Origin of the sequence: Nocardiopsis sediminis (assembly GCF_042650565.1) — a bacterium.
GTDB classification, from domain to species: domain Bacteria; phylum Actinomycetota; class Actinomycetes; order Streptosporangiales; family Streptosporangiaceae; genus Nocardiopsis_B; species Nocardiopsis_B sediminis.
Map to the genome: position 1 here is coordinate 377,226 of NZ_JBHSBH010000010.1, position 16,723 is coordinate 393,948.

A 16,723-nucleotide genomic window follows, 5' to 3' on the forward strand; every position below is an offset into this window, starting at 1 on the left:
CGACCGGCGCAGGCTGTACGCGCCGGGGGCCGGTAGGACCGGTTTCCCGCCTGTTCGGGGGATGGCCGGCGCAGGACGGCCCGGCCGGTGTGCAGGCCTTTGAAGGCACCGCCGGGTCGGTAGGACAGCGGTACGGAAGTGAGGCAGTACAGCAGGACCGGCCTCCTGCTCGCACAGGGGAGGCCGCAGCATGAAGAAGGACGCGGTAGGGCTCGACCGGCGCAGGGTTGTACGGCGCCGGGGGCCGGTAGGACCGTAGTCAAAGCAGTGCACGAAGTGAGAACGAGAGGAGTAGGTGCCATCAGGATCGCCCGGGCGAGGGAAGCTCCGCTCGGGTACCGCAGGGCCTGTTTCGGAAGAAGGTGGTCCACGGTCACACAACCGCGATCCCCGCGATCCCGTCTCGGCTCGACTTCGGGAAGCGGAAGACCGGCAGCGGCCGGTAGGTGGTATTGAACTCTCGGGCCCCAGTGCCATATGGCACTGGGGCCCTCGACGTGCGTTCAGGAGAAGGAAGACACGCACTTGCCCCGTCCCGACACCGGTGACCGGTTCGACGATGACGACTACCCCGCCTACACCGTGGGCGCCGCAGCGGAGATGATCGGCGCCACGCCGGCCTTCCTGCGCGCCCTGGGCCAGGCCAAGCTGATCGAGCCTTTGCGTTCGGAGGGCGGACACCGCCGCTACTCGCGCTACCAGCTCAGGATCGCCGCCCGTGCCCGTGAGCTCGTAGACCAGGGCACGCCGGTCGAGTCCGCGTGCCGCATCATCATCTTGGAGGACCAACTGGAGGAGGCGCTGCGCATCAACGAGAAGCTGCGCGGTTCGGGACCGCCCGGCTGAAGGCGTGATGCGCGCCTGCACCGTGGGTGCTCACGGCCTACCCCGCCCGACACGGGCGGGGCCGTCCCGTTACCACGGGAACGGCCGGTAGGCTCCCGGAATGCCCGGGTCAGCGGCGCGGGCGGCGCCGTCCGCGCGGTGCCTGGCCGCGGCGCCGCTCCGGGGGCGCCGCGGACCGCACCGTGACCGGAACGCCCGAGGACTCTCGGGCCCCGGTCACCGCGGACAGCTCGGACGCGTCGGTGCTCCCGCCCAGGATGCGCGGCTCGATCCGTGCCCGGCCCATCAGCCGAGTCAGGTCGCGGCGCTGGTCGGGCAGCGCGAGTGTCACCACGTTGCCGGACTCCCCGGCCCGTGCGGTGCGCCCGCCCCGGTGCAGGTAGTCCTTGTGGTCGGTGGGCGGGTCGATGTTGACCACCAGGTCCAACCCGTCCACGTGGATGCCGCGCGCCGCGACGTTGGTCGCGATCAGCGCGGTGACGTCGCCCCGCTTGAACTGGTCGAGGGTGCGCGTCCGCTGCGGCTGGCTGCGCCCGCCGTGCAGCGGCGCGGCCAGGACCCCGTTGGCCAGCAGGTGCTCGGCCATCCGGTCCACCGCGCGCTTGGTGTCCAGGAACATGATCACCCGACCCTCGCGGGCCGCGATCCTGGTCGCGACGTCCCTCTTCTCCGTGGGCGACACGTGCACGACGTGGTGCTCCATGGTGGAGACGGCTCCCTCGGACAGGTCGACCGAGTGGACCACCGGGTCGTGCAGGAAGCGACGGACCAGGGTGTCGACGTTGCGGTCCAGGGTGGCGGAGAACAGCATGCGCCGCCCGTCGGCCGGGACCTGCTGGAGGATGGCGGTGACCTGCGGCATGAAGCCCATGTCGGTCATCTGGTCGGCCTCGTCCAGGACCGCGGATTCCACCCGGTCCAGCACGCAGTCGCCGCGCTCCATCAGGTCGCGCAGCCGCCCCGGGGTGGCCACGACCAGGTGGACGCCCTGGCGCAGGGCGCGGGCCTGGCGGGCGATCGGCATGCCGCCCACGACGGTCGCCGTGCGCACCCCCACCGAACGCGCGTAGGGGTCCAGGGAGTCGGCGACCTGCTGGGCCAGCTCCCGGGTCGGGGCCAGGACGATCGCCAGGGGGCGCCGGGGCTCGGCGGTACGCCCGTCCAGGCCGGCGAGCAGGGCCAGGCCGAAGGCCAGGGTCTTGCCGGACCCGGTCCGGCTGCGGCCCAGGACGTCGCGTCCGGCCAGGGAGTTGGGCAGGGTCGCCGCCTGGATCTCGGACGGCTCGGTCAGGCCCTGCCGGGCCAGGGTCCGCTTGAGGGCCGCGGGCATGTCCAGGGCCTCGAAGGACTCCGCAGGCGGGAGCGCCGGGGTGACGGTGGCGGGGAGCGCGAACTCCCCGGAGGAGCCGCCGCTGCGGGGGCGGGCGGCCGCGCGGGGGCGCTGCCGGCCGTGTCCCCGGGAGGGGCGGTTGCGGGTGCTCGTACCGGGGCGGTACGGATGACTCATGTGGGGCCTTTCGCCGACGGCGTTCGCCGGGCGGGAGACCTTGCGGCCTCGCAGGGTAAACCGGGTACGCCGGATGAATGAAACCTGTACGCTCGCCTAGAGAATTTCTGGGGTGTGGGGAACAGTTTGGACAATGACGTCCGAAGAACGGTCAGGGAAAAACAAAACGACGGAATCCGGCACCCGTAGGGCGGACCCCGTCGCGGGAGGAGCTCGCACTCCCCTGGATCAGGCTAGAGCACGGTGATGTTCTCCGCCTGGGGGCCCTTGGCCCCGGCGACGGCGTCGAACTGCACGGCCTGGCCCTCGGCCAGCTCACGGTAGCCCGTGGCCTGGATGTTCGAGTAGTGGGCGAAGACGTCGGGGCCGCCACCGTCCTGCTGGATGAAGCCGAAGCCCTTTTCGCCGTTGAACCACTTGACAGTACCGGTGGCCATGGTGGCACCTCTCGCTCAGAATGAAGAAAACCGCGGATGACGATTTCCCCGTCACCGCGGTGATCTCCCGAGGAGATGGAAACTCCACAGGTCCACTACTGCAACTTCCCAGAGCCTAGCACACGGAAATTCCGTTTCCCCGTTGATTTGATGTGTCGAACGGCACCGGAAATCGTGGTATCGAAAATGAGAAATGTCGCACTGGTGGCCGCCTGCGGCAACCTTCTTCTCCGCTTGCTCACGACGTCGACGGCCTGTGGGGGGCCTGGGCGGGTGTGCTCACCGCGCCCCCGCGAGGCGGGCGCGGCCCTGCGCGCGCGAAAACGCGTTGCTCCCCCGGGTGGAAACCGACACGCTGAGGGCCATGATCGATACCGGACTCACAGGCAAGGTCGTCCTCGTCACCGGCGCGGGGGCGGGGATCGGTGCGGCGATCGCGCGCGCCTTCGCCGCCGAAGGTGCGCGCGTGGCCCTGCACCACCTCGCCGACGCCCCCGAACCGCCCGCCGGCACCGCATGGGAGCACCGCACCCCCACGGTGCAGGCCGTGGCCGACCTGGCGGCCGAACTGGGCGGCGGGGCCATCACCGTCGCAGCCGACCTGGCCGGCCCCGGTGCGCCGCAGCGGCTGCTGGCCGAGGTCGAGGAGCGCCTGGGACCGGTCGACGTGCTGGTCAACAACGCCGCCCACTGCGAGCATCCCGACACCATCGACGCCCTCACCGGCGAGGGACTCGACCGCACCTACCGCGTCAACGCCATCGCCCCCGCCCTGCTGACCGCGGAGCTCGCGCGGCGGCGCCCGCCGCGGGCGGCGCCCTGCGTCGTCAACATCTCCACCGACGCCGCCCGCGCGTTCACCGGGCAGATCGGCTACGGCACGTCCAAGGCGGCGCTGGAGGCGTTCACCCGCGCCGCCGCCCTCGATCTGGGGGCGGCCGGGATCCGGGTCAACGCGGTGGCGCCGGGGCCGGTGCAGACGGGGTGGATGGACGCGGCCATGGAGGACTACGCGCGCTCCATCGTGCCCTTGGGGCGGGTGGGCGCCCCCGGCGACATCGCCGACGCGGTGGTGTTCCTGGCCTCGCACCAGGCGCGCTGGATCACCGGTCAGGTCCTCCAGGTCGCCGGGGGCCATGCCCTGTGACCCGGCCCGGCGGTCTCCCGGGGCCCGTGTCCGCCGATTTTGTCATTTCTGCAAACGGATTTGCCGGGACGGGTGGTGAGGGCGGACCATCGGGCGCAGGAGGTAGGACACCATGAGTGAACACGGACACGACGCCGCCCGCCCCGCCCCGCAGAGGTACGGCGAGCGGTTCTGGGACGGCTTCTACGAGGCCGACGACCGCGTCTGGAGCGGGAACGCCAACGCCGCCCTGGTCCGCGAGACCGCCGGCCTGGAGCCCGGACGGGCCCTGGACCTGGGGTGCGGTGAGGGCGGCGACGCGATCTGGCTCGCCCGCAGCGGCTGGCGGGTCACCGCCGCCGACATCTCCGGCGTCGCGCTGGAGCGCGGGGCCCGCCACGCCGCCGAGGCGGGGGTGGGCGATCGCATCGACTGGCAGCGGCACGATCTCGCCGAGTCCGTCCCGGAGGGGAGCTTCGACCTGGTCTCGGCGCACTTCCTGCACGCCCACGGTGACGGCGGCTTCCCGCGCGAGCGGGTCCTGCGCGCCGGTGCGCAGGCCGTGGCCCCGGGCGGGGTGCTGCTGGTCGTGGGGCACGCGGCGCCGCCCTCGTGGGCGCCCGGCCACCGCCCCGACGTGCCCTTCCCCCCAGCCGAGGAGGTGCTGGCCGGCCTGGAACTGGCCGAGGGGCGATGGGAGGTGCTGGTCTGCGGCGCCTACGAGCGCAGCCAGAACGGCCCCGACGGGCGCCCGGGCACCCACACCGATTCCGTCGTCAAGGTCCGCCGCCGCCCCGACGAGGCCTGACGGGATCGGCCCTGGCCCCCGGCGGGGGGNCTCAGCGGGCCGCGGCCGCGGTTTCGGCCTCCAGGTCGGCGGGGAGCAGCTGCTCGGTGAGCAGGCGGCGCACCCGCCGGTGGCGGTCGGGGGCCTGTAGCCACGACCGCAGGATCCGCCAGCCGTGGAAGTAGCCGAAGATGTAGAGGCTCATCCCGGGGGCGGCGACGCCGGCCAGCGCCGGCGCGGTCTCGTCCTCCCCGAGCAGCGCCCACCGCGACAGGTAGGCGCTGACCTCGGCGTCGGGGCGGCCTTCGGCCGCCAGGAGCGCCGCGTTCGCCCATGCCCCCCACAGCGCGTTGCGGGCACGGTGGATCTCGGCGAGGTCGCTGCCGTCGGGCTCGATCCCGTACTCGGCGAAGACGTTGTCGGCCAGCCACTCCTGCGCCTGGTCGCCGGGGAACACGATGTCCTGGGCGTGCAGGCCGAGCCCTTCGCTGAGCACGAACGACGGCGCGAGCATGAACCGGACCTGCTGGTCGGTGCGGCCCTGGCCCTCGACGAGGTGGCGCTCCTTGAGCAGGGACTCGGCGATGTGGCCCGGGTGGCCCTCGTGGGCCACCACGTTGAGCAGGTCGGCCAGGTTGAACGGCAGGCCGGCGTTGATGAAGATGGTCGACCGCAGCCCGCCGTGGTGGTGTCCGGCCGCCAGGTAGTGGGCGTCGGCCACCAGTTCGCAGCCGACCTGTTCGCCGGCGGGCAGGGGGACGATGGCGGCGTCGGTGCGGGCGCGCGTCTCGGCGGCCGCCCGCTCCACCAGGCCGGGCAGCCGGTCCGTCCGCCCCGGCGGCAGGGTGTGGTGCGCCTGCCAGGCGTGCAGCCGGCGGGCCAGCGGCCCGGCGGTCGCGGGCAGCGCCGCCGCCAGCCGGTCGTGGGCCTCCTCGAACACCGATTCGGGCAGCCAGCCGGTGTCGATGCCCAGGCACTGGCGGGCGTACTCGGGCAGGGGTGTGTCGTGGCCGTCGAGGCGGCGGGCGACGGCGCGCAGCGCGCGGACCTGCGCGGCCAGGTAGGCGGCGCGCGGCGGGCCGAACGGCAGGCGGTCCAGCAGCCGGTCGGCGTCGTCGGCCAGCCGGCCCGCGGGCGGCGGCTCCTCCTCATCGACCCGTCGGCGCCAGGCGCCGGGGCCCCGGTAGATCAGAACGGTCCCCCCGGTCGAGCGGGTGAGTCGGCGGTCGATGCGCAGGGCCAGCAGCGCGTAGTCGCGTACCCATTCCTGTTCCCGGCCGGGTGCTGTGGCGGTCATCGGCGGTGTCCTCCGTGCGGTCGTGGGCGGGATGTGCGGCCACACACTAGGTGTACGGTTTTCCGTACATTGCACGGAAGGAGGCGGTATGGCCCGGCGCCCGCATGACCCCGTCTGGCTCAGCGAGGAGGAGCAGCGGCCGCGCAGGCCGCGGCTGTCGCGGGAGCGGATCGTGGCGGCGGCGGTGGGGCTGCTGGACGCCGAGGGGGTGGAGGGTGTGTCCATGCGGCGCCTGGCCGCGCGGCTCGACGCCGGCACCATGTCGCTGTACGAGTACGTCGCGAGCAAGGAGGATCTGCTCGATCTCGCCCTGGACGCCGCACTGGCCGAACTCGACCCGGTGGAGGCCGGGGAGCCGTGGCGTGCGGCGCTGACCCGCCACCTGTCCCAGAGCCGGCACGTGATGCGGCGCCACCCCTGGATCACCGCCCTGGTGGGGACCCGGCCGCTGCTGGGGCCCAACGCGCTGGCCCGCTCCGAGAGCGTCCACGCCGCTGTGGCCGGCGCGGGGTTCACCGGTGCCGGGCTCGCCGCCGCGGTCGGCGCCCTCTCCAGCTACGTGCACGGCTTCGTGACCACCGAGAACATGTGGCGGGCGCGGATGCGCGACGCGGCAGGCGAAGGCGACCTGCGCCGCCGCACCCGCGCCCATCTCGCCGACCGGGCCGAGCTGTATCCGGTCCTGGCGCGGCACGCCCGGCCCGAGGACGCCGACTTCGATGCGGGGTTCACCGCGGGCCTGGAGATCGTCCTGGACGGGATCGAGGCCCGGCTGGGGCGGCCATAGCGGGCGATCGTCCCCGCTCTGCGGGGCGGGGACGATCGCGCCATGGGGTCACGCGGCGGGCTTGCGGGCCAACAGGTAGGCCTGGGGGATCTTGGCGCCGAGTTCGTCGTCGCCGGGCTCGCGCACCAGGCGGGCGGTCAGGGTGATCCCGGCCGCCTCCAGCAGGCCGGCGATGTGGTCGGGCCGCTGCCGGTGGAAGTCGAGGGCGACCGGGTGGCCCATCGGGTTCTCCAGGTGCAGGGGCTCGTCGCCGACCTGGAAGGCGAGCAGCAGGCGGCCGCCGGGGGCCAGCACGCGGTGGAATTCGGCGAACACCGCCGGCAGCCGGTCCTGGGGGACGTGGATGATCGAGTACCAGGCGACGATGCCGCCCAGGGAGGCGTCGGCCAGGTCCAGGCCGGTCATCGAGCCCTCCTCGAAGCGCAGCCCCGGGTAGGCCTGCCGCGCCAGGGCGACCATCTGCGGCGACAGGTCCAGGCCGAAGGCGTCCACGCCCAGGGAGTCCAGGTGCGCGGTCACGCGGCCGGGGCCGCACCCCACATCGGCGATGGGGCCGGTGGCGCCGGCGAGCTCGGCGAAGGCGGCGAGCATCGCGCGGTCCAGGGGTTTGGCGTCGAGCTCGCCGCGGATCCATTCGGCGTAGTCGGCGGCGATGGTGTCGTAGAAGGTGCGGGCGGCGCCCAGGAAGTCGTGGTCGGTCATGTCTGCCGACGGTAGTGCCCGCCCGGCGCGGGCTCTGGGCGGGGTGGGCCTGTGGCGGCCGGGCCGCCGTCGCTGGAGACGGCCGGCGACATGCACGCAAATACAGCTCCTGACCTGCGGAAACTGCTAGATTCGCGAGTGTCGTGCAGGCCCCCCATTGGTGTCCGATGGATGGGGACGTCGTGGTGAGCCCGGTCGAAGTACTCAGCGACCTGACCGCTCAGCAGTACGAGGACGCGTTTCGCGAGCTGTCGGGCGTCCGGGGTCTGCGGCTGGTCGATGTCTGCGGCTACGAGGCCGGCGGCCAAGCGCGCTACGCCGGCATCTGGGATTTCGTTCACGGGCCCCACCCTGAGTCCTACCAGTGGACCGCCTATGCGATCCCGGTCGCCGACTACCAGAGCGTGTTCCAGGCCCGCATGGCCGAGGGGTACCGGCCGATGCGCATCACGCCCTACAGCGTCGCGGGGCAGACGCTGATCGCGGCGATCTGGGAGACGACACCCGGCCCGCCGTGGGCGAGCCGGCACGACTTCAACGTGCTCAACCTCCCCACTCACCTGCGCGAGGTCCGCCGGCAGGGGTACCGCGTCGCCGACATCTGTTTCTATTCGAGCCTGGAACCCAACCCCGACTACCCCGGGCCGCCCCCCGCACCCCTGGTCCGGATCGCCCGCTTCTCCTCCATCTGGGTGCAGTCCGACGGCCGCGACTGGGACGTCTTCGGCCCCCTCACCGCTGATGAGTACCAGGCCGAGTTCGACCGCCAGAACGGGCTGGGGCGCTTGCCGGTCCGTGCCACCGGCTTCAACGTCGGCGACAGCGGCGACCAGCAGCACTTCGTCGGGCTGTGGGAACCGGCACGCGGCCTGCCCTACGAGGCGCACCACGGAATCGACGACGCCGGCTACCAGGCGGACTCGGTCCGGCTGGGCGGCGACGGGTGGCGGCAGCTGTGCGTCGGCGCCTACTCGGCGGGCTACGGCGACGCCGCCACGCCGCGATTCAACCCGATCTGGGAGCTGCGCTTGCCCGATCCGGTCATCGCCGGGCTCGCCGCCAAGTTCATGAACGACTACGAGGTCCCCGGGCTGTCGATGGCGGTGGCCAAGGACGGGCAGCTGGTCCACGCCGCCGGCTACGGACTGGCCGACAAGGACGCCGGAACCCCGGTGACGACATCGAGCCTGTTCCGCATCGCCAGCCTGACCAAGCCGATCACCTCATCGGCCCTGATGAACCTGGCCAACCAGGGGCGCGTGGCCCTCCAGGACCTGGTCTTCGGCCCCAACGGCCACCTCAGCGACCTGGGCACCCCCGCTGATGCCCGGGCCGCGAACATCATCGTCCGCCACCTGCTGGAGCACGCCTGCGGCGGCTGGGCCAACGACTCCCACGACCCGATGTACACCAACCCCACGCTCGACCAGCGGCAGCTGATCTCCTGGGTGCTGGCCAACCGGCCGCTGGACAACGTGCCCGGCACCGCCTACGCCTACTCCAACTTCGGCTACTGCGTGCTCGGCCGGATCATCGAGCACGTCACCGGCCGCACCTACGCCGACCACGTCTCCCAGGACCTCCTGGCCCCCTGCGGGGTCACCGACATGTCCATCGCCGGCAACACCCTGGCCGACCGGCGCCCCGATGAGGTCGTGTACTACGGCCTGGACGGCGACGACCCCTACAGCATGCAGGTGCACCGCATGGACTCCCACGGCGGCTGGGTGGCCACCGCCACCGATGTGCTGCGGTTCCTCGTCCGGGTGGACGGCTTCCCCTCCCCGCCCGACGTCGTGCCCGAGGACTGGATCACCGCCATGACCACGCCCTCGGGGCTGCCCGGGTCGGAGGGCTATGCGATGGGATGGTGGGTGGACGCCCGCGGAACCCGGTGGCACACCGGCTACCTGCCGGGGACGACGTCGGTGCTCGTGCGCACCCACGACGGGTACTGCTGGGTCGCGGTGGTCAACACCGGCCGCGAAGACAAGGCCAACCCCGACCGCGACACCGAGCACGGCCTCAGCGAGCTGATGTGGGACGTCCACGACCAGGTCGACGTGTGGCCGGCGGGCCAGCCGCTGTAAGGGTGCACCGCCGCGCCCTACCTGCCGCGCAGGTGGTCGCGCAGCGTGCGCGCCACCCGGCCCATCAGCGCCTCGGCCTCGGGCTGGGCGCGGGCGGCCACGCGCGACTCGGTCAGCGCGGCCACGGCGAAGGCCTGGCCGTCGTCGTGCTCGACGACCCCCACCTCGTGGCGGAGGTTGAGCAGGGTCCCGGTCTTGGCGGACCACAGGGTGGCGTCGGAGCTGAAGTCGGGCGTGAGCCGCTGCCGCATGAGGTTGTCGGCCATGAGCGCGCGCACGCGTGCGGCGACCCCGGGGTCGATGGGTGAGGGCGTCCATAGCGCCTGGAGGAGGTCGACGAACGCGCGCGCCGAGCCTGAGCTGGCGCGGGTGACGTCGAGCTGGGGGATTCCGTGGCCGCGTCCGGCGGTGCCCGCCCCGATGGCCAGGGCGTGGGCGAGGTGGACGTCGGTGGCGCGCAGGCGGTCGGCGGGGGTGTCGCTGAGTTCGCGGATCGCGTGGCGGATGGTGAGGCCGCCGATGCCCAGCGCGCGCACGGTCTCGGCGACCCGGGCGGGCGGGGTGAGGGCGAACAGGGCGTCGGAGGCGACGTTGTCGCTGAGGCAGAGGCTGAGGTAGACGAGGTCCTCGACGGCGACGCGGGCGGGGTGGCGGAACTTGGTGATGCCGGTGACCCCGGGGGTGGTGTCGCGTCCGGGCTCGATGAGGAGCCCTTGGGCGCCGTCGAGGTCGCCGGTGCGGATGCGGTCGAAGGTGGCGATGGCCAGCGGGATCTTGACCAGTGAGGCGGTGGGGTAGGCGAGGTCGGGTTCGATGCCCACCTCGGTGCCGGTGTGCAGGTCGCGCACGAGGAAGGAGCCGCGCAGCCCGGCGTCGTCGAGGTCGCGGCGCAGGTCGCGCAGGAGGGCCTCTTCGCCCATCATCCGGCGGCCCCCAGGCAGTGGGCGATGGCGTCGTGCAGGGCGGCGCGGATGCGGTGGGCCTGGTCGCCGTCGGTGGCGGTGATGTCGAAGGTGCGCACCAGGCGCAGTTCGCCGATGGGGCGCCAGTGCAGGTCGAGTTCGCGGGCCTGGGCGGGTGAGGCCAGCAGCAGGTCGGTGGAGCCGTAGACCTCGGCGGCGGCGGAGGTGAGTGCGGGGGCGACGGCGACCTGGGCGGGTTGCAGGCCCACGGCGTCGCGGGTGCGCATGATGCGGTCGCGGATGTGGGGGACGTCGTCCTCGGGCTGGATCCAGATGCGGCGCCGGCGTGCGGTGCGGCCACCGCGGCCGGCGCGCAGGGTCTCGATGTAGAGGGTGTCGGCGCGGGGTTGGGCGGTGCAGGCCAGCCCCAGGGGCACCGACCAGTGCCCTTCGTCGGGGGGTACTTCGGTGATGGCGGCGCCGACCTGCTGGGAGCGCAGGAGTTCGGCGCGCTCGGCCGGGGGTGCGGTGTGCAGGTCGAGGTAGATGGCGTGGGTGCGGGCGTCGGCGTCGAGGAGGGCGAGGTCGCGCGTGGTGCAGGTGTCGGGGACGGCCAGGCGCAGGGGGGTGCGCTTGGCGCGTTCGGCGTCGTGCTCCATGGCTTCGGCCAGGCGGACCAGGCGCTTGGCGGAGGGCAGCATGTCGCGGCCGAAGGGGGTGAGGGTGGCGCGGCGCGTGGAGCGGTCGAACAGGCGCGCGCCCAGGTGCTGTTCGAGGGCGGCGATGCGGCGGCTGGCGACGGGCTGGGGGATGCGGGCGGCCGCGGCGCCGAGGGTGAAGCTGCCGCGTTCGCTCACGCTCACGAACGCCCGGCAGGCGCCGACGATGTCCATGCCCGAAGAGTATGCCGTTTTCGCATCGGACCGGTCATTTTTGTCTTCGACGGCATCGGAGCCGGGGGTCAGACTGCTGCGCAGGGCACCACCCGGGCGGCGCCCTGCGGCCGCGTCGTGCGCCGCGGGGGTCGTCCGGGCAGGTGGGCGCGGGGTGTCCGGCCGTTGGCGGGGTGGCCCCGCGCCTACCGCACACCACACCCACACGACAGGGGAGATCGACCATGCACGTCCCGTTCACGCGGCGCGCCGGGATCGCGGCCGTGGCCGCGCTCACGCTCGCGCCGCTGGCCGCCTGTTCGGCGGCCCAGACCGCGACGCCGGCGTCGCAGGAGACAACGGCGTCGCCGGACGCGGAGTTCGAGCGCCTGGAGGAGGAGTTCGACGCCCGCCTGGGCGTCTACGCCGTGGACACCGGCAGTGAGGAGGACGTCGCCTACAACGCCGATGAGCGCTTCGCCTACGCCTCCACGTTCAAGGCGCTGGCCGCCGGTGCCGTGCTGGAGCAGAACTCGCTGGAGGAGATGGAGGAGGTCGTCACCTACACCGAGGAGGACCTGGTCGACTACTCCCCCATCACCGAGGAGCACGTCGACACCGGGATGACGCTGATGGAGCTGTGCGACGCCGCCGTGCGCTACAGCGACAACACCGCGGCCAACCTGCTGTTCGAGGAGCTGGGCGGGCCGGCGGGGCTGGGTGCGGCGCTGGCGGGGATCGGCGATGAGGTGACCCACGTCGACCGGATCGAGCCGGAGCTCAACGAGGCCACCCCCGGCGACATCCGCGACACCAGCTCGCCGCGGGCCATGGCCACGAGCCTGGGCGCCTACACCCTGGGCGATGTGCTGCCCGAGGACAAGAGCGCGATCCTCGTCGACCTGCTCAAGCGCAACACCACCGGCGACGCCCTGATCCGCGCGGGGGTGCCCGAGGGCTGGGTGGTCGGCGACAAGACCGGGGCCGGGCACTACGGGGGGCGCAACGACATCGCGGTCATCTGGCCCCCTGAGGGCGATCCGATCCTGATGGCCGTCATGACCAGCCGCAACGAGCAGGACGCCGAGTACCAGGACGCGCTGGTCGCCGAAGCGGCGGCGGTCGCGGTCGCGGAACTGGGCTAGGAGCCGGCCCCGGAGGCCGTGGCCGCGGGGATGGCACCGGCGGGCGCGTCACGCGTGCGCGCACGAGGCCGGGGGGCCGCTTGCTGGGGCGCCCCGGCCGCGTCAGGTGTCGGGGGGACGCTCGTCTCCCGGGCACAGGGCATCGATGATCCGGTCGGCGTATGCGGTGTCGATTGGTTCGGCGGTGACGAGCAGCCGCAGGAACAGCGGCGAGATGAGCCGCTCGATGAAGAAGGCGGTATCGGTGCCGGCGGGGAGCTCGCCGCGCTCGACGCCGCGCTCGACGATGGCCCCCGCGCGGGTGAAGCGCTCGGCCCAGTACGCCCGCGCGGCCACGCCGATCTCGGGGACCCGGCCGGCGTCGGAGATGAACGCGCGCAGCAGGGCCTGGCCCTGGGGTGAGGACATGTGCGCGATGACCGCGTGTGTGAGCAGGCGCAGGTCCTCGCGCAGGGATCCGGTGTCGGGTACCGGTATCGCCCTGCCGGACTGCGCGAGCAGCGCCTCGGCGACGAGTTCCTCTTTGCCGGCCCAGCGACGGTACAGCGTGGCCTTGTGCGCCTGGGCGCGGGCGGCGACCCGTTCGAAGCTCAGCTTCGCATAGCCCGACTCCAGGAGCTCGTCGACCACTGCGGTGAGGATCGCCTCGTTGATCCGTGCGCTGCGGCCGCCGGGGCGCAGGCGACGCTGCGGGTCGCCCCGTCGTAGGGGTGCTGCCATGACCACCTCCTTGTGGCGACACTACGTTGCCATAACAGCTCCGTCCATGGGAAGCTTCTTGTGGCGACATCAAGTCGCCACAAGAATGGAGGTCTCATGCCGGTGATCACCGATCCACCGTCGTCCGCTCCAGCGGTGCACCCGCACCGCGACCTCGCCGGCCGGGTCCTGGTGGGCATCGCGGCGTTGGGCGCAGCGGCCGCGGCCGCCGACTCGCTGTGGTCGCTGAGCGGCGTCGAAGACGCGATCAAGATCGTCAGCGCATGGCGGGCCTACGGGCTGGCCGTCTTCGGCGTGCTGTTCGCGCTGCTGGCGATGGCGCCGCGCGCCTACCGCGGTGTGTGGGAGGTGGTGATCTTCCACAAGCTCGCGATGGCCCTGACGGCCGTGGTGTACCAGGAGCAGGGCGGCGTGGCCGAGGCGGGCACCGTCGTCATCGTCGACGGGATTCTCACGGTCGTCCTGGTGGCCGGCTACCTCCTGTGCCGCGGCTGGAGCCGGCGGCCGCAGTCGCAGCCGTCGCCGGCCGGCTGAGCATCGCGCCGCCGCGCGACGGCCCCATGGGCGGCGTCCCCGGCCCTGCACCAGGACGGATAGGGTCGGGTGCATGGAGCTGGTGAAGGTGCACCCCGAGCTGCGCCGCCTGGTTCGGCACGTCCCCCTCATGCCGCTGCGCCGGCCGTGGTTTCGCCGGTTGGCGCGGGCCGCGCAGCGCCGCCTCAGCCCGGCGACGGTGGCCGAGGGCGCCCGGTTCCACGACGCCGTGGCCGACGGCGTGGCCGTGCGCGTCTACCGGCCCGAGGCCGGGGGGTCGGGGGCCGGGATGCTGTGGATCCACGGCGGCGGGCTGGTCATCGGCCACCCCTCCCAGGACGACCGGTTCTGCTCCAGCACGGCGCGCGATCTGGGCATGGTCGTGGTCTCGGTCGACTACCGGCTGGCCCCCGAAGAACCGTTCCCGGCGGCGCTGGAGGACTGCGCCACCGTGTGGGAGTGGTTCCAGCGCTGCGCGGCCGATTTCGGCGTGGACCCCGCGCGCATCGTCGTGGGCGGCCAGAGCGCTGGCGGGGGCCTGGCCGCCTGCCTCACCCACCGCCTCCACGACGGCGGCGGCGTCCAGCCCCGCGCGCAGCTGCTGATGTGCCCGATGCTCGACGACCGCACGGCGGCCAAGACCGAGCTCGACGAGGTCGGGCACTGGGTCTGGAACAACGGCCTCAACCGCATCGGGTGGCGGTCCTACCTGGGGGGCGAACCGGGGGTCACCGCCCCGCCGTATGCGGTGGCCGCGCGGCGCGAGGACCTGCGCGGCCTGCCCCCCGCCTGGATCGGGGTGGGCGACATCGACCTGTTCTCCGCGGAGGACGCCGACTACGCCCGCCGCCTGCGCGCGGCCGGCGTGCCCTGCGAGCTCGACGTCGTCCCCGGGGCGCCCCACGGGTTCACCAGCTGGGGGTACCGCACCTCGGTGGCCGAGCACTTCGTCCAGCGCAGCCACGCATGGCTCGCGCGCGCCGCCGCGGTCGAGAACGCCTAGGACACCCCGCCACCGCCACCCGCAGCGCGGCCGCGGTCGGGTGTGCCCGCGCGGCGCCACCTGCCGGCCCGGCCGGCCGTGGAGCCGTTGTCGCGGCCCCGCGGCGTTCGCCCGCCCCGGTGCGGGTCGCAAACACCGTGGGGCGTGCCTGATCCGGCCAGGGCACCACGGGTCCTCCAGGGAACCGCGCCACCCCGCTCGGCGTCCCACATGCGTGAACGGCCGTCCCCTCTGGGCCGTTCGACCGCTCCCGCGCCCCCGCGACCCCGTTGGAGGATCCACCCGGATCACAGAGCCGAAGGCGTCACATGATCCACCCCCTCGTCCCCCCGTCCCCCCGGCCCGACCGCGGCGCGGGCTACACCCAATACGCCGCCGTCCTCCTGCTCGTCGCCGCGATCGCGAGCGCCCTGGTGACCAGCGGTATCCCGCAGAGCGTCGGCGACCACATCGACACGGCGCTGTGCTCGGTCTCCGCCGCCGGCAGCGGTGAGGACTGCGCGACGTCCTCCGGCGAGGGGCCATCACCCCTGGCCGAGGGCGCGAGCGGGTCGTCCGGGGCCCAGGGCCTGCGGCCCGATCCCGGGCCGCCGGAAGCGCCCTGCGACCCGCTGTGCGAGCCCTACAGCCGCCCGGGCCTGGACTACGGCATCGAGCCGTTCCCCGCACCTCCGGCCGCCCACCCCGACGACGCGGCCGCCGCCGATTCACGCGCGCAGTACGACACCGTCGACCCCCACGACTACGACTCGTGCTGGCTGATCCTGTTCGTCGGCTGCACCAACGAGATCGTCGACGCTTACGGCATGCTGCCCGCGGCCGTCCTCTACTTCCGTGACTACATGGACGCCCCCGACGCCGCCAACCTGCTGGAGCACTTCTACGAAGGCTCCGGCGAGGACTATGCGATCCGCGCCGAGAAGCTCATCGGCGACATCCCCGAATTCCGCGATCGGGTGGAGTCCGACCGGGAGGACCTGGGTCGCGCCGCCGTGCTGGAGGCCCAGCAGCGGGGCATCACCGAGCCGATGGTGTTCCCGCTGAGCACCGAGTGGAACGCCTTCGGCCGCGATCCCAGCAACCCCGACCAGGGCACCTACCGCAACAACAACTGGTGGTACGCGCTGGCGAGCTTCCGCTACTCGATGACCGGCGAGGTGACCGTGACCCCGCCTGATGAGCCGGGCGGCACCTGGACCTACCGGGTGGACACCCAGGTCAACATCAAGAAGTACTACGACTGGGACCCCAACGACCACACGGCGTTCAAGCCGCCGTTCTACAACGCCTCGCAGTGGACGCACCGCGAAATGCACCGCACCGGCCTGGCCCGGGAGTTCTGGGTGGTCGGGCAGAGCGATCCGGAGATCCGCTATGGAACGGTGTGAGGCGCAGGGTCGCCGCCGGCGGGCCACGGGGCTCCGGCGGCCCCGCAGAATGGGAGGGGACATGACCACACGCACCGCGGTGCTCGCCGCGACGCTGGCGCTGGGGGCGGTGCTGGCGGGCGGCTGCGCCGCCCAGGACGGCATCGAGGAGCCCGCCCCCTCCCCGCCGCCCAGTCCCACGGCGACCTCCGACACCGGCCGCATCACCGAGTTCACCGGCCTGGAGGTCCCGGAGGGGGCGAGTGGGCTGGAGGTGGACGTGCAGACCAGCGACGGCGGCCTGACCACGCTGACCGCGCAGTTCGGCACCGACCGCGCCGGAGCCGAGGCGTTCTGCACCGCCGAGAACCTGGGCGTCTACCCCGACCCCGAGGGCCCCGATGACGCCGATGCCGAGGCGTTCGGGCTCGACCCCGCCGGCATCGACACCGTCGACGGCAGCACCGCCTGCCGCGGGGCCGAGCCCACGGCCGGGCGCGTGCAGCGCGAGGTCCTCGTCCTCTACCCCGCCGAGGACGAGGCCCGCGTGCACCTGCTGGCCTACGACTCCCCCTGAGCACCCGCGGGCAGGCGCCGGTGC

17 protein-coding genes are annotated in these 16,723 nt (G+C 73.1%); 10 read left to right on the plus strand and 7 right to left on the minus strand.

What is annotated here, in order from left to right:
• The first annotated feature begins 525 nt into the window (after positions 1-525).
• A complete protein-coding gene (locus ACFOVU_RS16675) occupies positions 526-846 on the plus strand; it encodes a MerR family transcriptional regulator (protein ID WP_378534617.1) in 321 nt (106 codons plus the stop codon).
• A 109-nt stretch (positions 847-955) separates the two neighbouring features.
• Here the strand turns inward: ACFOVU_RS16675 and ACFOVU_RS16680 are convergent, their stop codons facing one another.
• Positions 956-2,353, minus strand: coding sequence for a DEAD/DEAH box helicase (locus ACFOVU_RS16680; protein WP_378534618.1), 1,398 nt, complete (start codon positions 2,351-2,353; stop codon positions 956-958).
• A 233-nt stretch (positions 2,354-2,586) separates the two neighbouring features.
• The gene (locus ACFOVU_RS16685; protein ID WP_378534619.1) at positions 2,587-2,790 is read right to left on the minus strand and encodes a cold-shock protein; all 204 of its coding nucleotides are present in this window, start codon (positions 2,788-2,790) and stop codon (positions 2,587-2,589) included.
• Between the two features lie 364 nt (positions 2,791-3,154).
• On the opposite strand from ACFOVU_RS16685, the gene ACFOVU_RS16690 reads away from it, so the two are divergent.
• The gene (locus ACFOVU_RS16690) at positions 3,155-3,937 is read left to right on the plus strand and encodes an SDR family NAD(P)-dependent oxidoreductase (protein ID WP_378534620.1); all 783 of its coding nucleotides are present in this window, start codon (positions 3,155-3,157) and stop codon (positions 3,935-3,937) included.
• A gap of 112 nt (positions 3,938-4,049) precedes the next feature.
• Complete coding sequence (locus ACFOVU_RS16695) at positions 4,050-4,724, plus strand: SAM-dependent methyltransferase (RefSeq protein ID WP_378534621.1); 675 nt, start codon at positions 4,050-4,052, stop codon at positions 4,722-4,724.
• A gap of 31 nt (positions 4,725-4,755) precedes the next feature.
• Here the strand turns inward: ACFOVU_RS16695 and ACFOVU_RS16700 are convergent, their stop codons facing one another.
• Entirely contained in the window at positions 4,756-6,000 is a 1,245-nt protein-coding gene (locus ACFOVU_RS16700) for a hypothetical protein (protein ID WP_378534622.1), read from the minus strand.
• 88 nt (positions 6,001-6,088) lie between these two features.
• Here ACFOVU_RS16700 and ACFOVU_RS16705 point away from each other — a divergent pair, with 88 nt between their 5' ends.
• On the plus strand, positions 6,089-6,787 hold the full coding sequence (locus ACFOVU_RS16705) for a TetR/AcrR family transcriptional regulator (protein ID WP_378534624.1): 699 nt from the start codon (positions 6,089-6,091) through the stop codon (positions 6,785-6,787).
• 48 nt (positions 6,788-6,835) lie between these two features.
• On the opposite strand, the gene ACFOVU_RS16710 is transcribed toward ACFOVU_RS16705, so the two are convergent.
• The gene (locus tag ACFOVU_RS16710) at positions 6,836-7,489 is read right to left on the minus strand and encodes a class I SAM-dependent methyltransferase (protein ID WP_378534626.1); all 654 of its coding nucleotides are present in this window, start codon (positions 7,487-7,489) and stop codon (positions 6,836-6,838) included.
• 167 nt (positions 7,490-7,656) lie between these two features.
• Between ACFOVU_RS16710 and ACFOVU_RS16715 the strand changes: the two genes are divergently transcribed.
• Positions 7,657-9,579 carry a serine hydrolase gene (locus ACFOVU_RS16715; RefSeq protein ID WP_378534628.1) on the plus strand — a complete coding sequence of 641 codons (1,923 nt, stop codon included), beginning with the start codon at positions 7,657-7,659 and terminating at the stop codon, positions 9,577-9,579.
• Between the two features lie 17 nt (positions 9,580-9,596).
• Here the strand turns inward: ACFOVU_RS16715 and ACFOVU_RS16720 are convergent, their stop codons facing one another.
• Positions 9,597-10,499 carry a serine hydrolase gene (locus tag ACFOVU_RS16720; RefSeq protein WP_378534915.1) on the minus strand — a complete coding sequence of 301 codons (903 nt, stop codon included), beginning with the start codon at positions 10,497-10,499 and terminating at the stop codon, positions 9,597-9,599.
• Positions 10,499-11,374: a LysR family transcriptional regulator gene (locus tag ACFOVU_RS16725; RefSeq protein WP_378534630.1), complete on the minus strand. Its 876-nt coding sequence runs from the start codon at positions 11,372-11,374 to the stop codon at positions 10,499-10,501. The genes ACFOVU_RS16720 and ACFOVU_RS16725 overlap by 1 nt, the downstream gene beginning before the upstream one ends.
• 224 nt (positions 11,375-11,598) lie before the next feature.
• On the opposite strand from ACFOVU_RS16725, the gene bla reads away from it, so the two are divergent.
• Complete coding sequence (bla, locus tag ACFOVU_RS16730) at positions 11,599-12,498, plus strand: class A beta-lactamase (RefSeq protein WP_378534631.1); 900 nt, start codon at positions 11,599-11,601, stop codon at positions 12,496-12,498.
• A 102-nt stretch (positions 12,499-12,600) separates the two neighbouring features.
• On the opposite strand, the gene ACFOVU_RS16735 is transcribed toward bla, so the two are convergent.
• A complete protein-coding gene (locus ACFOVU_RS16735) occupies positions 12,601-13,218 on the minus strand; it encodes a TetR/AcrR family transcriptional regulator (RefSeq protein WP_378534633.1) in 618 nt (205 codons plus the stop codon).
• A 96-nt stretch (positions 13,219-13,314) separates the two neighbouring features.
• Between ACFOVU_RS16735 and ACFOVU_RS16740 the strand changes: the two genes are divergently transcribed.
• From ACFOVU_RS16740 to ACFOVU_RS16755, 4 genes are all read left to right on the plus strand, one after another.
• Positions 13,315-13,752 carry a hypothetical protein gene (locus ACFOVU_RS16740; protein ID WP_378534635.1) on the plus strand — a complete coding sequence of 146 codons (438 nt, stop codon included), beginning with the start codon at positions 13,315-13,317 and terminating at the stop codon, positions 13,750-13,752.
• Between the two features lie 73 nt (positions 13,753-13,825).
• Complete coding sequence (locus ACFOVU_RS16745) at positions 13,826-14,755, plus strand: alpha/beta hydrolase (protein WP_378534637.1); 930 nt, start codon at positions 13,826-13,828, stop codon at positions 14,753-14,755.
• 308 nt (positions 14,756-15,063) lie between these two features.
• Positions 15,064-16,143 (plus strand): hypothetical protein, encoded by a 1,080-nt coding sequence (locus ACFOVU_RS16750; protein ID WP_378534639.1) that lies wholly within the window; start codon positions 15,064-15,066, stop codon positions 16,141-16,143.
• Positions 16,144-16,204: 61 nt separating this feature from the next.
• On the plus strand, positions 16,205-16,699 hold the full coding sequence (locus tag ACFOVU_RS16755) for a hypothetical protein (protein WP_378534641.1): 495 nt from the start codon (positions 16,205-16,207) through the stop codon (positions 16,697-16,699).
• The last annotated feature ends 24 nt before the right edge of the window (positions 16,700-16,723 follow it).

Coding starts and splice junctions, on each gene's coding strand:
- ACFOVU_RS16750 (WP_378534639.1), top strand. CDS start 15,064: ATGATCCACCCCCTCGTCCCCCCGTCCCCCCGGCCCGACCGCGGCGCG.
- ACFOVU_RS16680 (WP_378534618.1), bottom strand. CDS start 2,353: ATGAGTCATCCGTACCGCCCCGGTACGAGCACCCGCAACCGCCCCTCC.
- ACFOVU_RS16685 (WP_378534619.1), bottom strand. CDS start 2,790: ATGGCCACCGGTACTGTCAAGTGGTTCAACGGCGAAAAGGGCTTCGGC.
- ACFOVU_RS16690 (WP_378534620.1), top strand. CDS start 3,155: ATGATCGATACCGGACTCACAGGCAAGGTCGTCCTCGTCACCGGCGCG.
- ACFOVU_RS16710 (WP_378534626.1), bottom strand. CDS start 7,489: ATGACCGACCACGACTTCCTGGGCGCCGCCCGCACCTTCTACGACACC.
- ACFOVU_RS16725 (WP_378534630.1), bottom strand. CDS start 11,374: ATGGACATCGTCGGCGCCTGCCGGGCGTTCGTGAGCGTGAGCGAACGC.
- ACFOVU_RS16700 (WP_378534622.1), bottom strand. CDS start 6,000: ATGACCGCCACAGCACCCGGCCGGGAACAGGAATGGGTACGCGACTAC.
- ACFOVU_RS16745 (WP_378534637.1), top strand. CDS start 13,826: ATGGAGCTGGTGAAGGTGCACCCCGAGCTGCGCCGCCTGGTTCGGCAC.
- ACFOVU_RS16740 (WP_378534635.1), top strand. CDS start 13,315: ATGCCGGTGATCACCGATCCACCGTCGTCCGCTCCAGCGGTGCACCCG.
- ACFOVU_RS16755 (WP_378534641.1), top strand. CDS start 16,205: ATGACCACACGCACCGCGGTGCTCGCCGCGACGCTGGCGCTGGGGGCG.
- ACFOVU_RS16735 (WP_378534633.1), bottom strand. CDS start 13,218: ATGGCAGCACCCCTACGACGGGGCGACCCGCAGCGTCGCCTGCGCCCC.
- ACFOVU_RS16695 (WP_378534621.1), top strand. CDS start 4,050: ATGAGTGAACACGGACACGACGCCGCCCGCCCCGCCCCGCAGAGGTAC.
- bla (WP_378534631.1), top strand. CDS start 11,599: ATGCACGTCCCGTTCACGCGGCGCGCCGGGATCGCGGCCGTGGCCGCG.
- ACFOVU_RS16705 (WP_378534624.1), top strand. CDS start 6,089: ATGGCCCGGCGCCCGCATGACCCCGTCTGGCTCAGCGAGGAGGAGCAG.
- ACFOVU_RS16715 (WP_378534628.1), top strand. CDS start 7,657: ATGGATGGGGACGTCGTGGTGAGCCCGGTCGAAGTACTCAGCGACCTG.
- ACFOVU_RS16720 (WP_378534915.1), bottom strand. CDS start 10,499: ATGGGCGAAGAGGCCCTCCTGCGCGACCTGCGCCGCGACCTCGACGAC.